The sequence below is a fragment of the Pontibacter sp. T17 genome (assembly GCF_057219875.1).
Window position 1 is genome coordinate 760976 of record NZ_JBXVVW010000002.1, and the last position, 14452, is coordinate 775427.

16 protein-coding genes are annotated in these 14452 nt (G+C 54.9%); 10 read left to right on the top strand and 6 right to left on the bottom strand.

Features of this window, described 5'->3' with window-relative positions; genetic code table 11:
• Positions 1-34: 34 nt before the first annotated feature.
• The 3 genes from AC2D8O_RS11295 (at position 35) to AC2D8O_RS11305 (ending at position 2368) form a co-directional block, all read left to right on the top strand.
• Positions 35-772: a PspA/IM30 family protein gene (locus AC2D8O_RS11295; protein WP_484678926.1), complete on the top strand. Its 738-nt coding sequence runs from the start codon at positions 35-37 to the stop codon at positions 770-772.
• Between the two features lie 29 nt (positions 773-801).
• Positions 802-1257, top strand: coding sequence for a hypothetical protein (locus tag AC2D8O_RS11300; protein WP_484678927.1), 456 nt, complete (start codon positions 802-804; stop codon positions 1255-1257).
• Positions 1258-1477: 220 nt separating this feature from the next.
• Positions 1478-2368: a transglutaminase-like domain-containing protein gene (locus tag AC2D8O_RS11305; RefSeq protein ID WP_484678928.1), complete on the top strand. Its 891-nt coding sequence runs from the start codon at positions 1478-1480 to the stop codon at positions 2366-2368.
• Between the two features lie 75 nt (positions 2369-2443).
• Here AC2D8O_RS11305 and mdh read toward each other — a convergent pair whose 3' ends face one another.
• Positions 2444-3376, bottom strand: a complete 933-nt coding sequence (gene mdh / locus AC2D8O_RS11310; RefSeq protein ID WP_484678929.1) for a malate dehydrogenase — start codon at positions 3374-3376, stop codon at positions 2444-2446.
• A 129-nt stretch (positions 3377-3505) separates the two neighbouring features.
• On the opposite strand from mdh, the gene AC2D8O_RS11315 reads away from it, so the two are divergent.
• Positions 3506-4162: a hypothetical protein gene (locus AC2D8O_RS11315; RefSeq protein WP_484678930.1), complete on the top strand. Its 657-nt coding sequence runs from the start codon at positions 3506-3508 to the stop codon at positions 4160-4162.
• Between the two features lie 13 nt (positions 4163-4175).
• On the opposite strand, the gene AC2D8O_RS11320 is transcribed toward AC2D8O_RS11315, so the two are convergent.
• From AC2D8O_RS11320 to AC2D8O_RS11335, 4 genes are read right to left on the bottom strand one after another with little or no spacing between them, the layout of a single operon-like run.
• Positions 4176-4718 (bottom strand): hypothetical protein, encoded by a 543-nt coding sequence (locus AC2D8O_RS11320; RefSeq protein ID WP_484678931.1) that lies wholly within the window; start codon positions 4716-4718, stop codon positions 4176-4178.
• A 1-nt stretch (position 4719) separates the two neighbouring features.
• Complete coding sequence (locus AC2D8O_RS11325; RefSeq protein WP_484678932.1) at positions 4720-5454, bottom strand: tyrosine-protein phosphatase; 735 nt, start codon at positions 5452-5454, stop codon at positions 4720-4722.
• Positions 5454-7865, bottom strand: a complete 2412-nt coding sequence (locus AC2D8O_RS11330) for a polysaccharide biosynthesis tyrosine autokinase (protein WP_484678933.1) — start codon at positions 7863-7865, stop codon at positions 5454-5456. Before AC2D8O_RS11330 ends, AC2D8O_RS11325 begins: the two co-directional genes overlap by 1 nt.
• A complete protein-coding gene (locus AC2D8O_RS11335) occupies positions 7865-8743 on the bottom strand; it encodes a polysaccharide biosynthesis/export family protein (RefSeq protein ID WP_484678934.1) in 879 nt (292 codons plus the stop codon). The genes AC2D8O_RS11330 and AC2D8O_RS11335 overlap by 1 nt, the downstream gene beginning before the upstream one ends.
• Before the next feature lie 190 nt (positions 8744-8933).
• On the opposite strand from AC2D8O_RS11335, the gene AC2D8O_RS11340 reads away from it, so the two are divergent.
• The 6 genes from AC2D8O_RS11340 (at position 8934) to paaD (ending at position 13500) form a co-directional block, all read left to right on the top strand.
• Positions 8934-9521 carry a TetR/AcrR family transcriptional regulator gene (locus AC2D8O_RS11340; RefSeq protein ID WP_484678935.1) on the top strand — a complete coding sequence of 196 codons (588 nt, stop codon included), beginning with the start codon at positions 8934-8936 and terminating at the stop codon, positions 9519-9521.
• Positions 9522-9578: 57 nt separating this feature from the next.
• Positions 9579-10568, top strand: coding sequence for a 1,2-phenylacetyl-CoA epoxidase subunit PaaA (gene paaA / locus AC2D8O_RS11345; RefSeq protein WP_484678936.1), 990 nt, complete (start codon positions 9579-9581; stop codon positions 10566-10568).
• 79 nt (positions 10569-10647) lie between these two features.
• Complete coding sequence (locus AC2D8O_RS11350) at positions 10648-11658, top strand: NYN domain-containing protein (protein ID WP_484678937.1); 1011 nt, start codon at positions 10648-10650, stop codon at positions 11656-11658.
• 27 nt (positions 11659-11685) lie between these two features.
• Positions 11686-12177 carry a 1,2-phenylacetyl-CoA epoxidase subunit PaaB gene (gene paaB / locus AC2D8O_RS11355; RefSeq protein ID WP_484678938.1) on the top strand — a complete coding sequence of 164 codons (492 nt, stop codon included), beginning with the start codon at positions 11686-11688 and terminating at the stop codon, positions 12175-12177.
• A gap of 12 nt (positions 12178-12189) precedes the next feature.
• Complete coding sequence (paaC, locus tag AC2D8O_RS11360; RefSeq protein WP_484678939.1) at positions 12190-12990, top strand: 1,2-phenylacetyl-CoA epoxidase subunit PaaC; 801 nt, start codon at positions 12190-12192, stop codon at positions 12988-12990.
• 18 nt (positions 12991-13008) lie between these two features.
• Positions 13009-13500, top strand: coding sequence for a 1,2-phenylacetyl-CoA epoxidase subunit PaaD (gene paaD / locus AC2D8O_RS11365; protein WP_484678940.1), 492 nt, complete (start codon positions 13009-13011; stop codon positions 13498-13500).
• 7 nt (positions 13501-13507) lie between these two features.
• Here paaD and AC2D8O_RS11370 read toward each other — a convergent pair whose 3' ends face one another.
• Positions 13508-14449, bottom strand: a complete 942-nt coding sequence (locus AC2D8O_RS11370) for a bifunctional riboflavin kinase/FAD synthetase (RefSeq protein WP_484678941.1) — start codon at positions 14447-14449, stop codon at positions 13508-13510.
• Positions 14450-14452 lie beyond the last annotated feature (3 nt).

The window sequence follows — 14452 nt, forward strand, 5'->3', positions numbered from 1 at the left end:
ACACTCTTAATTACGCCAACAACCAACCTGCGCTATGTGGAAGCGATTTGTCCGCGCGATCAAGGCCATCTTCGGGGGTGCCGTCGCTGCGATTGAGGATCCCAAACTGATTCTTGAGCAGAATATCCGGGAACTGAACGATCAGGTGCCCAAAATGAACGAGAGCATCGCGACCGTTAAGGCCAGCGTTACCCTGCTTGAAAAAGAAAATACGAAGTACAAGTCGGAGTATACGGACCTTGTAAGCAAGATGAAGGCTGCCATTCAGGCGGGTCGCGACGACATCGCTGCCAACTACGCCGTGCGTCTGGAAAGCCTCAAGAGCCACATGGCGCAGACGGAAGGCCAACTGATTACTGCCCGCCAGGCCTACGAAAAGGCACTGGAGGTGAAAAAAGCCTTCATGCGCGAAAAAGACCGCAAGATTGCCGAAGCCCGCGACGCACTCCGCGCCCACGAACGCGCCAAGTGGCAGGCCAAAATCGCCGACACGCTGGAGAGCTTCGAAGTGGCTGGTATTGACCAGACCCACCAGGAGATGGTGCAGCGCGTGAACGAGCAGACCGCCAAGAACGAAGCCCGCATGGAAATGGCGCTTGACAGCGTGGATACCACGGGTCTGAAAATCGAGGAAGAAGCCGAAAAACTGCGTGCAGCGGAACTGGTGAAGCAGTTCAAAATGGAGATGGGCATGGACGGCGGCGCCTCGGCACCGGCAGCACCCGAACAGACCTCCAGCGGCCAGCAGCAGAACCGCGATCAGGTATCCTAATCGTCCTTCTGATTCTGAGCAACTGACGCATGGAACCCGGCATGGAACCCCTGCCTGACGAGGCGCCTAAAAGCGACCGCGAGTTGACAGGCGAAGAGAAGCGTGCGAAGCTCCGCGAGGAGTATAAGCGCGAACTCATGGCCCGCAAACAGATAGAGCAGGAGATGCGCGGCGCCGACAAAATGGCAAAAATCCAGCGCGAACTGTCTAAAATGTCAGATGCCCTGACAGACGACACCGACGAGTGGATTGCCAAGCTTCGCGGCCCAGCCGATGTGGCAGAGGCCAAGCTGGACATGGCACTCGAAAGTCTGGGCGCCGACAGCAGCGAAGCGCCTGCCGAAGGCAATGCGTCTCGTTCAAAGACGCTGCTTGACACAGAAAAGGCCGATTCCGAAACGGGAAGCGATTCCCAAAGCGAAGAGGGCGGTTCTATATTGGACCGGCCCAAGCCGCAGAAATCGCTGGGCGATTTCGAGTTATAGCACTCCTGATGCCCGCAATCAACGTTTGATGCCAGCCTCACCGCTGGCATCTTTTGTTAAGTGTGGGTAGAAAAAATCGCCAACCTACCCTAACAAATAAGTCATTGTACGACTTTGGCTCTTGAATTGTACGTAGCTGATTGAACCTTGACCGCCAATCAGCGTTTAAACCTGAAATGGCCGAAGGCTACAAAAGGCATAACGACAAACACCGATTGCCATGGAAACGATGATGACCGATGCCACGTTCAACGCGCTGATAAAGCTCCTGGACGATACCGACCCCCGGGTTGCCGAGCAGGTGGAGTCAGAGTTATTCCGCCTGGGACCAGCGGGCATTGGCCGGCTGGAAAAAGCCTGGGAGACAGTTTCCGACTCGTCTATCCAACAGCGGTTGGAAGAACTGATTACCAAGATACAGGTGGACTCGGTCACCCGCCAGCTGCTGGAATGGCGGCTGGATGGCGGCCGCGACCTGCTGGAGGGCTGGATTCTGCTGACACAGATCCAGTACCCTACCCTCAACGTCCAGAAGTACCGCAACGAGATCAACCGGCTGGTAAACAAAATCTGGCTCCAGACGAACTCCGGCATGAATGACCTGGAGAAGATCTGCGTGATCAACAAGCTGCTCTTCGGCATGGAGCGGTACAACGGCAACTACAAAGACCCCGATCGCGCCGACAATACCTACCTCAGCTTCGTAATCGACAGCAAAAAAGGCAATTCACTGGCCCTGGCAGCCTTCTATCAGGTAATCTGCCAGCAACTGGAAATTCCCTTGCAGGTGGTCAACTTCATGGGCTATTACGCACTGCGTTACTACCATGAGAACTCGCACTTCTACATAGACGCCTACAACAAGGGCATGCTGTTTACGCCTCAGCAGGTGCAGCAGTTTCTCAAGAAGCTGAACGCAGAAGAGAACGTGTATACCTATAAGCCGCTGTCGAACATCTACATTATCCTGCAGATGATTCAGGCGCTGGTAGCCACTTACGAGCAGCAGGAGCAGCAGGGCAAAGCAGACATCTTCCGCCAACTGCTGAAAGACATTGAGGTACGTCTCGACAGCCTGGACAACCGGGAGGCTGGCGGCGACGACGCTTAAGTACCGATAAACCCACCAAATACAACGGGCGGCCCTTCAAAAGAGCCGCCCGTTGCTGTTCAGGGTGCTGCCCTATCAAAGGGTCTTGAGCACATTGTTCATATCGCGTACTGCGGCAGCCGACTTGTTGAGAAGGTCGTTCTCTGCAGCGTCGAGCTTCAGTTCAATGATTTTTTCGATACCATTGCGACCGAGCACGACAGGCACCCCCACGCAAATGTCCTTCAGGCCGTACTGGCCGTCGAGGTAGCTGCACACGGGGAAAATACGCTTCTGGTCGCGCAGAATGGCTTCTACCATCTGGGCTGCGGATGCACCAGGAGCATACCAGGCCGAAGTGCCGAGCAGCTTGGTGATTTCGCCACCCCCTACCTTGGTGCGCTCAACGATTTCGTTCAGGCGCTCAGCGGTGATGCCAAGTTCGGTAACAGGAATGCCGCTGACGGTGGTGTAGCGGGGCAGCGGCACCATGGTGTCGCCGTGGCCACCCAGCAGCATAGCCTGGATGTCTTTGGGCGATACACCCAGTTCGGTAGCCAGGAAGGCGCGGTAGCGGGCGGTGTCGAGAATACCGGCCATACCGAATACACGGTTGGAAGGCAGGCCAGCTACTTTCCAGGCGTGGTAGGTCATGGTATCCAGCGGGTTGGACACCACGATGATGATGGCGTTGGGAGAATGCTTGATGACATTCTCAGTTACCGACTTTACGATGCCGGCGTTTACGCTGATCAGGTCATCGCGGCTCATACCAGGCTTGCGGGGCATGCCAGAGGTAATGACCACGACGTCTGAATTGGCGGTGCGGCTGTAGTCGTTGGTGCTGCCCACGAGGCGCGAGTCGAACAGTTCTACAGGTGCTACCTGCCAGAGATCAAGGGCCTTGCCTTCAGCAGTTCCTTCCTTGATGTCGAGCAGAACAACTTCGTTGGCGAGTTCGCGACGTGCGACTACGTCGGCACAGGTGGCACCTACGGCGCCAGCTCCGATAACCGTGACTTTAGACATGCTTGGGTAGCGTTGGGGTGAAAAATGCGTTTCGCAGGGCCCAAATTTAGAAATTATCGGGGCCGTTAGACGTCTGCCAATACTGAATCTGCCTATTTTGCCACTTTCCGCGACTATTCCTTAACTGACATGCGCCATCTACTGACCTTACTGCTTGCTGCCTTTGCCATCTTTGTCGTGACCCCAGCGTCGGTCTCGGCCCAGCAGAACCGCCCGCTGACCAAAGCGGAGCAAAAGCGCCTGAAGAAAGAGTGGAAGAAGCGCGCCAAAGAATACGTACGCAACCCCATAGCCCTGCGCGACAACCAGGACGGATTCAAGAAGAAAGTAGAAGACCTGACCCGCGAAAATAACCTGTTGAGCGAACAGTATCGCGATGCACAACTGGAACTGGACAAACTGCGGGCCGAAATCGAACGCTTGAAGGCCGAGAACGGCGAGCTGCGCACCGCCTACGAGGCCCAGAAAGCCAACAATGAGAAAGGCGTAACCCCCGGTCTGGTATTCAAGGTGCAGATTGGTGCTTTCCGGCACTTCGACATGAGCCGCTATCTGGCCGAGACACAGAATTTCGAGGGTGAGTCGGCCGACAACCTGAACCGTTACACCCTGGGCAGCTTCCGCGACCTGGCGATGGCCGAGGCATTCCAGAAAGACATCAAGAAAATGGGCATTCGCGATGCCTGGATTGTTCCTTACCGCGACGGCGTCCGCATCGAAATGAAAGAAGCCAAGCGGATTCTCGCAGGCGAAGGCGCTGCGGCTACACCCTCAGAGAGCAACTAAACCGCTCAGACAGTCATTCTACGCCGTCTTCCAGCATTTGGAAGGCGGCTTTTTCTTTGTCCCAGCGGAAGAAAATCTGGTCAGAGGCTGGCGCCCCGCTTGCATCCAGCTTGGTGAGCGCAAACAGTACCCGTTTATCTGCCGAGACAAACTCGGCGGTGTAACCACCCTCGGACATTTCGTGCTGCATCAACACTTCTTTAGCGGCTTCTACAGACACATCTTTAATGGCGAGCAACAGCCGAGGCTTTTTCTTCACAATCTGTACTATGGCCAGCCGTTCGAATCGCTTCAGACTTGGCTTCTGACCCGTAGTACCAACCGCCCAAATTTCTTCAGGCACATTATCACCATTAAAGTCAGAAGCAATATTCAGTTTCTGCAGCCCTTCAACGCCAATTGCCAACCCGGCTTCGGCCTGGAGTGCATTCGAGCCATTGTTCCCATGCTCCTTCACGTAACGATAAGCGAAGAATATGGTAAGAAGCAGCCCCACGGATAACATGGCCATGACGAGTACCAGCCTGTTGCCTGAAGTGCGAGGAGTCGATTCCATATCAAAGAGTTGAGTTGAGGAGCCTGCCTGAGGCCATGAGTTTCTGAAGGGCGGGGTTCTTCAGCGCGGCCGACATACCCTCCAGATGATCCATTCTATGGGCATCGGAACCCACAAAGGTTGCCCATTCCTTTTGAGCAAGTAAGGCTGCTGATTTCTGAATCTCTTTCCGATACCGGCTGGTGAAGGAATTGAGGTTTATCTGAAGCAACACTCCCATGTCTACCCACTGCTGGTAGATTTCAGGACGCCCCCAGGCATAGGAATAACGTTCGGGATGCGCCAGAATGGTAAAGTAACCAGCACTGCGAAGTTCTTTAACAATTGTCTCAAAGTCGATAGGGGCATGGTTATGTGCGGTTTCTACAAGCACATACCTACCTGCAAGCGGTAAAAGCTCGCCCCTTTGGACCAGTGGAAGAAAATGCTCGTCGAGAAAATACTCTGCCGCCAGGTCGATATCAGGCAGCCCAGAGATTGCCTTCAGCTGCTCTTTGAGTATCGCAAATCGCTCCTGCAGGTCAGACTTCTGGTTAGGAAACTGTGAGGGCTTGATATGCGGCGAGGTATAGACCTTACGATAACCCAGCATCCGGAAAGCCCGGAGCATCTCCAGGGTCTCGTCCAGCGACTGTGACCCGTCGTCTACCCCCGGAAGTAAATGGGAATGCAGGTCGTTATGCAGCGTAGCATAGTCTTGAAACTGCTGCTTGGACTTTCGAAACCAAGAGAACATCAGCGGAACAGGTCTTTTACCCGGTCGACCATCGACTTGGGCTTTACGGGATTGGTGTAATACCCATAACTGTAGCCGTAGCCGTAGCCATACCCTTGGTCTTCAGAATCTACGCAGTTCAGCACCAGGAAGATGTTTTTAAGATCCTGATCATGGACCAAACGGTCGAAGTTGGTCAGGAATCCTTTTTCTGAATACTTAGCACGAACAATGTACAGGGCAATATCACTGTTCTTGAGCGCAGGAATGGAGTCGGTAACCAAGCCTACTGGCGAGGTATCCAAGATGATGTACGTATAACGCTTGCGGAGTTCGGCAATCATCCGAAGCAGTTCATCGCTGCTGAGCAGCTCGGCAGGATTGGGCGGAATCTGTCCGCTGGAGATAAAGTCCAGCCCTTGAAAGCCGGTCTTCTGGATAATGTCGTCAAGCCCTACCTGCCCGGAAAGAAAGTTAGTGACGCCTCGTTCGTTGTTCAGATTGAAAGCGTTGTGGAGCTTGGGTTTCCGGAGGTCAAGATCCAGCAGCACCGTGCCCTGTTTGAGCAAGGTGAGCGTTGCAGCCAAATTGGAGGAGATGTATGACTTGCCTTCACCAGAAACCGTAGAAGTGATGGAAATGACGTTGGTTTTGCGCCCTGTCTCCGGATGCTCAACTTTTGATCCTACAAAGGACAGATTGGCCCGCAACGCCCGGAAAGACTCAGAGATAGCCGACTTGGGCTCGGTGAGCACTTCCAGTTCCACTTCACGCATAGGGCTATCAGAACGGACAATTTCGCCGAGAATACCAGCAGAGGTGAACTGTTCAAGTTCCTTTCGATTACGGAAAGTATTGCGGAGCAGCTCCTTGGCAACAACAATTCCCACCCCACCCAACAAACCCAACACCAGCGCTGCTATGGCAATGATGCTGCGCTTGGGCTTGACAGGACTGTTGATGGATGGAGGTAACGCGGTGTCGATGATGCGGCTGCGTGATACTACCGCAGATTTAGCCAGCGAGGTTTCGAGACGCTTCTCATAGAGAAGTGTGTGAATTTTTTCACTGATAACATAGGGTCGAGCGGCAGCCATTGTACTCCGCTCAAGACTAGGAGCCGGCACAACCTCGTTGTCCAGCACAGAGGAACGCGACTGCAAGAATTTGCGTGTCTCCGCCAGCGACCCTTTGAAGCGGGCCAGCGACTCCTTCAACGAATTAAGGCCCAGGCGAATCGCCTCCTGATTCTGAATGGCGACCGGGCTTTTGACAGTGTTGCGCTCAAGCAACAGATAACGCTGTTGCAGAAGGGTATTCAGTGCGGCTATACTCTCGGTAATCTCTGGGCCCATGATTTCGCTGAGTACCGGAATGGCCACCATCTGGCGTTCTGCAAAGTCGAGATTGGCAAGGTTTTCCCGCAGAAACTGCTCCAGGTTATCTACGGTCAGTTGCTTGATTTCCAACTCAGTGCGGCGCGCATCGTATTCAGTCAACCTAGCCAGCTTGCTTTGGTATTTCGCATCGAAGGACGCCACCCGATTTTGGTTTTCAAATTGCCGCAGCGAACGCTCATTGGTTTCCAAATCGCGGGAAACCTGGCTTAAAAGAGTATCAATGAAGCGTTCGGTCTGCTCGTAAGACTGCCTTCTGAGCGCCAGTTCCTGATTCAGGTAAACATTCAGCAGCGTATTGATTACCTGCGCCGAGCGATTGGCAACGAGGTCCTGATAGGTTACCCGGAACAACGAAGAAGTTTTATGAGGAGCGATGTTGAGATTGGCGATAATCAGCTCGCTCAACTGGCGGATGTTATTGATCTTGAACTTGATGAACTCGCCCGCAAACTCGGCTTTGAATGATGGATTTGCTTTGAGGAGAAACCTGTTCCCCTCAAGCATAACAGGCGTTCCCAAGACCCCCGATACAGATGCATCCTGCGTAGAAAGGGTAAACTCCGTATTGGACTTGAAGCTTACGTCGAAGTATGTGTTGTAGTCGTTGAAGGTAGTGGTATCAAATTCTACCTGAATGAACGCTTGGTTCCCAATGGGTATCGTCTTGATGCGACCCTCGCGATAATAATCGACCTGCATCTGAAGCCGCTCAATGGCAGCAATTACCATCTCACGAGACTTGATGACCTCTGCCTCGCTCAGGGCTTCTGACTCGGCAAAAACATTGGACATCCCTGTCGCACTGATATCATTCAGGGAGGAGGGCAGGCCGACGTCCAACTTGATGATTGCGTGGGCCTCGTAGGTAAACTCTGAATAACGGAGATACAGGAACGCAGCTGTCAGGCTTGTCAGCAACGCAAGTATGATAATCCAGAGGCCTTTCTTCAGTGCCACCAGCAGCTGCGCCAATGCCCTGTCGTTCGACTGCCCAAAGTCGGCATTGGAAGGATTAGAAAAATGAGCGTTCATCAGAAGCGCACCGGAATAAGAAGCAGCGTATTAACAATGGTAAAAAAAGCAGTGAAGGAAGCAATACTGCTGAGGCTCTGGCGCACCAGTGCTCCGTCACGTGGAGGGACATACAGAATGTCGCCTGGGTAAACATACGCACGGGGATCACCCAGTACCTGCTGATTGGTTAGATCCACATAGAGCACCTCGGGGTTTGGTTTGTAGCCCCTGACAATCTGAATCTGTCGCAGCTTGGCTTCAAATTGGGCACCCTCTACAGCTGCGAGTGCTTCATAAACCGTCAGCCTGTCAGCGCTCATCTGAAACTTACCCTGGCGTGTGGTGAAGCCAAAAGCGGAGAAATAGCGGGATTTGACCTCCACATTCAGCACTGGCGTAGGGGAGGTGACATATTGCGCATAATGTGCTTCGAGTGTGTCGCGCAGGGCAGTGGCAGTCAATCCGCCTGCTGCGAGGCGGCCAATCAGCGGCAACGCTATTCGCCCCTGCTCGTCTACTGTAAACAGGCTGACAGGGACTGCCGACTTATCCTGTGGAGGGGCTTCACCGCTGTTGGCTACTACTTCATCGCCATAGCTGGTAAGACTGGGAATCAGGGACTGCGGAAAGTTGATGTATTGAACCGCAATTCTGTCACCCGGCTTAATTCTGTAGGGTGTAGCGGGCGTTTGGTCTGACCTGGTCGAATCTGCTGAGGTAATTTCCCGCGAAGAGATTACCGCTCTTCCCTTTTTGAGCTCCTTCTTATAATAGGTGTAGATGCGCTTGTCCTTGAACATGATGTTGCGCGATTTGTACGAGCAGCCAGCACCGGAAAGCAGAAGGACACAGGAAGCCCACATTAGCAACAGCCTGGGCGCGGCAGATAACTTCATTGGAAGCAGCGTAAGTTTTCAGAGATGCCTGCAAAAAACAGGCCGGACAAAGCTAGCAAAAAAGAATGGGGGAAGGAGTGGAGGCCAAATGCGAACATTTGTTCGCCCCGTGATGCATTTGTATCAGAAACCCTTTATTTTTGGGGAAGAAGCATATACGAACTAACGTACGTTAGGAGTTATTAAAGCAATGAGTGTCCGCGCCTTAACCGACCGCAAGGAGAGTATCCTCGAAGCAGCTGCCGATTTGTTCAGCCGCAAGGGCTTTCAAGCTGCCAGCATGCGCGAGCTTGCCGAGCACGTGGGGATAGAAGCGGCCAGCATTTACTCTCACTTCAGTTCGAAAGATGAACTGCTGCGCACACTGGCATGGCGTTGCGCCGATGACTTCGAGCGGACGGTACGGCCCATCTTCGAGTCGACGCTGCACACCCGCGCCAAGCTGAAAGCCATGATTGCGGCACATATCAATGTACTTGCCCGCAACCGTAAGCAGGCGATGGTGTTCATCATCGAGTGGAAACATCTGGAACCTGCCCACCGGCAACGGTATGAGGTAATGCGCGACAACTACGAGGAGATGTTCCGCGACGTCGTGCGGCAGGGCGTAGTGGAAAACCTGCTGCGCAACCTTGACGAGAAACTCTGCGCGCTCATTCTACTATCGGCCCTTAACGGAACAGCCAACTGGTACCGTCCCGATGGCTATCTGACCCCCGACGAACTGGGCGACCAGGTTGCTGAAACCATCATCAACGGCCTTGTGCGCCACGTATAATACACCCCGGATACTGCGACAACTGATCTTCGTACAACCCACCCATTCCTAATTAGCATGTACGGAAACGTAAGCGTCATCGAAGTGGACAACCATGGCAAAAAGGTCCACGAGGAAGATCCCGAGAAACTGGCGGCCTTCGAAGCCCGCATCTCCCGGGGAGAGAAAATCGAACCCACTGATTGGATGCCGTATGAATATCGGCGGCAATTGGTGCGGATGATTGAACAGCATGCCCACAGCGAGATCATTGGGGCACTGCCTGAAGGCACCTGGATTACTCGTGCCCCTGGGTTCAAGCGCAAACTGGCCCTGATGGCCAAGGTGCAGGACGAAGTAGGCCACGCCCAGCTGCTCTACAGCGCTGCTGAAACGCTTGGCAAGAGCCGCGAAGAAATGATCAACGACCTGATCTCTGGCAAGAGCAAGTACAGCAACGTATTCAACTATCCGGCTGTCACTTGGGCTGACACCGCAGTGATTGCCTGGCTCATCGATGCTGGTGCCATCATCAACCAGGTAGCCAACTCCAAGGGTTCGTATGGCCCCTACTGCCGTGCGCTGGAGCGCATCTGCTACGAGGAGTCGTTCCACCTGAAGTATGGCTATGACACCGTGGTGCACCTGGCCACTGGCACACCCACGCAGCGCACAATGCTGCAAGAAGCCTTGAACCGCTGGTGGACACCCATCATGCACTTCCATGGCCCCCCAGATAAAACCAGCGTGCACACCGACACCCTGATGAAGTGGCAGGTGAAAATGGCAACCAACGATGCCATGCGCCAGCAGTTCCTGGACATGTACGTGCCCAAAATCTGGGAACTGGACCTCACCGTGCCTGACACCAACCTGCGCAAGAACCCCGAGACCAACCAGTGGGAATACACCGAGCCCGATTGGACCGAGTTCATTCGCGTCATTAACGGCGATGGCCCCTGCAACCGTGAACGCCTGGCTGTACGCCGCTATGCTGAAGAGAAAGGCCGCTGGGTGCGTAATGCCCTGCTGAACCGCAGCGAGAAATACGTGACGCCACTGGCCTGATAAATTCTGCCACATAACAGCCGGGGAGGCATTGGCCCCCGGCTGTTTAGTTACATAGTAAAATCATTTTCATACATATATGGATCCTAAAAACCAGATGATGCGTGTAGGCGTGTTTTATGATGGAAACTACTTCCTGCACGTAAGTAACTACTACGCCTATCAGCATGAACGAAGTGCCCGCATCAGTATTCGCGGTCTTCATGAGTTCGTGCGTGAGCAGGTATCGCGGAAAGAAGGGGTGCCCCCCCATCTGTGCCCGGTAGTGGATGCTCATTATTTCCGAGGCCGCCAGTCGGCGTACGACGCACAGGAAAACAACCGCCTGTATGCCGAACGCCAGTTCGACGACATACTCATGAACGAAGGTGTGACCACACACTACCTGCCCATCCGTACCCGCAACAAACAGCGGGTGGAAAAAGGGGTGGATGTGTGGCTGGCACTGGAGGCGTTTGAGCATGCCGTACACCGTAAATACGATGTACTGGTGCTTATTGCCAGCGATGGCGACTATGTACCACTGGTACGTAAAGTCCAGGCGCTGGGTGTGAAGGTGATGCTGCTGAGCTGGGACATGGAGTATACCGACGACGCCGGTAACCCACGCGAAACCCGCACTTCACAAGACCTGCTGGAGGAAGTGATTCACCCAATACCGATGCATGAGATCATCGACAATCGCTTGTCTAAAAACGACATGTTGGTGAACAATCTCTTCCTCCCCTCGAACCCCAACCGCAGCCGGGAGCATCGTGGCCAACAGCCTCGCGAGTATGAAGACCATACCGCCGCCCGCGAGCGCGTAGTGCCGCTGGAAGAAAATGGCGAGATACTGGAGAGCACTATTTTTGATGTTCTGTCGGGATATGGCTTCATCCACCACCCGCCGAACAATCTCTTTTTCCACTTCAGCGACCTGGTAGACACCGATTTCTCGGAACTACAAAAGGGTGATGTGGTGGAATATACCGTAGGCCACAACGACCGCGGTCCCTGTGCCCGCAACGTAAGACTGATTCGTGAAGGTGGCAACCCCGTGCTGGCACCCCACGACGACTACGAAGAAGACGACGAATACAACAGCTGATTACTCACCCCTCCCTGTAGCGTAGCCATGGCAGACGCCACCAAAGACTCTTTCCTCCCCTCGCTGGACCCACGCGTGAACCGACTGGACCTGCCCGGCGCACCCGAGCAGTTTGATACCGCCCAGCCGATGGACCAATGGCAGACCTACGAGGTCTTCCACCAGAAGTCGCGCGGTGACCAGCACGTACATGTGGGCCCCGTGCATGCGCCTAACGCCGAAATGGCGCTGCTCTTCGCAAAAGAACAGTATGCCCGGCGAATGAAGTGTGTGAACCTCTGGGTAGTGCGCACAGCTGACGTATTTGCCAGCGAATACGAGGACGAAGACATGTTTGAGCCTGCCACCGACAAAGGCTACAGGGAGGCTTATTTCTATAAGACGCGCGACGTCATTTCCCGCTACAAGGAGGAAAAGGGAGGTGAAGCCGCCAAGCCTGCCGAAGCCAAGCCCAAAGCGCAACCCGTAGCCGCCGGCAGCGGCAGTAAGCCCCGTATCATCCTTGGCAAGAAGAAATAAGCCAGACACCCCATGAGCACTGCACCCATCGCACCTGCACAGCACCCCATAGCCGAACAGCATCTGGCAGCCCTGAAAGAACTGCTTTTTGCCCTGGCCGACGACGACCTGGTAATGGGCCACCGCAACAGCGAGTGGACCGGCATTGGCCCAACGCTGGAAGAAGACATTGCCTTTGCCTCCATGGCGCAGGACGAAGTAGGCCACGCGCAGGCGTTCTACTTTCTGCTGCATCAGCTGGGAGAGGCCGAACCCGACCAGACGGCCTTCACACGCGATGCAGCGAACTTCCGCTCGTGCCAGTTTGTAGAGCAGCCCATTGGTGACTACGCCTTCAGTCTGGTGCGCCAGTTTCTTTACAGCCAGGCCAAGGAAGTGCGGATGCGTGCACTGGCCGCCAGCAGCTTTGCTCCGCTGGCCGAGCTGGCCCGCAAACTCCAGCGCGAACTGAAATACCACAGCCTGCATGGCCGCACGTGGGTACAGCAGCTCTCACGTGGCAGTGAAGAAGGCAAACTTCGCCTGCAAAGCGCCCTGAACGAGGCTTATCCAATGGCCTTCAGCCTGTTTGAGCCGCTTGGCAGCGACGCCGAACTGGCCAGTGCCAACATCGCCCCCACTGCCAAGCAGATGGCCAGCGACTGGATGGAAGCCGTAGGCAAGATTGTGCGAGACGCAGGCCTGCAACTGCCTACCGTAGCCGACGCCAGCACATTCTATGGTGGCCGTAAGGGCTACCACAGCGAGGCGCTGACACCCCTGCTGAAAGAGATGACGGAAGTGTTTTCGCTGGACCCGAGCGCCAGCTGGTAACCATATCTTCTATTGCCGATGGCTGAGCGATCTCGTGCAGCAGTTCTGGAACTGCTACAGGCAGTGAAAGATCCTGAGATACCGGTGGTATCGGTAGTGGACCTGGGCGTGGTAGATGCCATTCGCTTTCAGGAGGACGGTGGCGTGCAGGTAGAACTGATTCCCACTTTCGCGGGCTGTCCAGCCATCGGCTTCATGAAACTGCATGTGCAGGAAGTGCTGCTGGCAGGAGGCTATCCTTCGGCCGAGGTGGAGATAGTGTACAACCGGCCTTGGAGCAGCAACCGCGTGACAGAAAAAGGCCGTGCCGAACTGAAAGCCTTTGGCCTGGCGCCACCACCCGTGTTTGAAGGCGAGGAAGCCGACCTTGAGGCACTGGCCCATACGCCATGCCCTCGCTGCGACAGCACCGATACCTTCCAGATCAGCCCGTTTGGGCCCACTGCATGCCGTGCAGTACACCACTGCAACAGCTGCCACGAAACCTTTGAGCAGTTCAAGCCGCTGTAATCACCAACTACAACGCTGATGCGGCAAATGCCGCCAGCGACTGCTCACGGTCTAAGGCGATTTGCGCCAGCATGGCGTCCAGTGTGTCGTACTTCTCTTCGCCGCGCAGCCATTTCAGGAACTGCACCGTGAGGTACTGTCCATAGAGGTCGCCTTCGAAACCAATCAGATTTACTTCCACCTTGATGGAGGTATCGTTGGTGACGGTGGGGTTTGTGCCAATGCTCATCATGCCGGGCCACACTTTGCCCCCATATGGCACTGACACGGCATAAATGCCAGATCCCGGCACCAGCTTGTGCGGGTCGTCCATTTTCAGGTTGGCGGTGGGCACCCCAATGGTACGGCCCAGTTGTCGCCCCTGTACTACCAGTCCGGTGAGTGGATAGTGATAACCCAGCCAGCGGGCCGCATGAGTGACATCGCCCTGCTGCAAAGCCTGACGAATGCGGGTAGAGCTTACGTTGGCATCGTCGATCTGCTGAGCCGGGATCTCCTGCACCTGGAAACCCAGTTCGGCACCAGCCTGCTTCAGTTCATCGAGCCCCCCACCCCGACCTGCCCCAAACCGGTGGTCATAGCCAATGACAATGGTGTGAGCCCGCAGGGTGCGGAAGAGGATGTCGCGGATGAAGACGTCGCTGGGAGTGGCAGCGAACTCGCGGGTAAAGGGCAGCAGCACCAGGCGATCAATGCCTACCCGGCGCAGTGTTTCGATTTTTTCGTCCAGCGTCTGTAGCAGCCGCAGCGTGTTGTCTTGAGGCCGCAATACCGCCCGCGGATGCGGATGAAAGCTCACCACCACGCTCTCGCCGCCCACCTCCTGTGCCAGTCGTCTGAGACGGTCAAGAATGACACGGTGCCCCAGGTGCACGCCATCAAACGTACCAATGGTAATGACCTGGGGGCGTGGGGCGGTGTAGCCTTCCAGACTGCGGATTACGAGCATTGC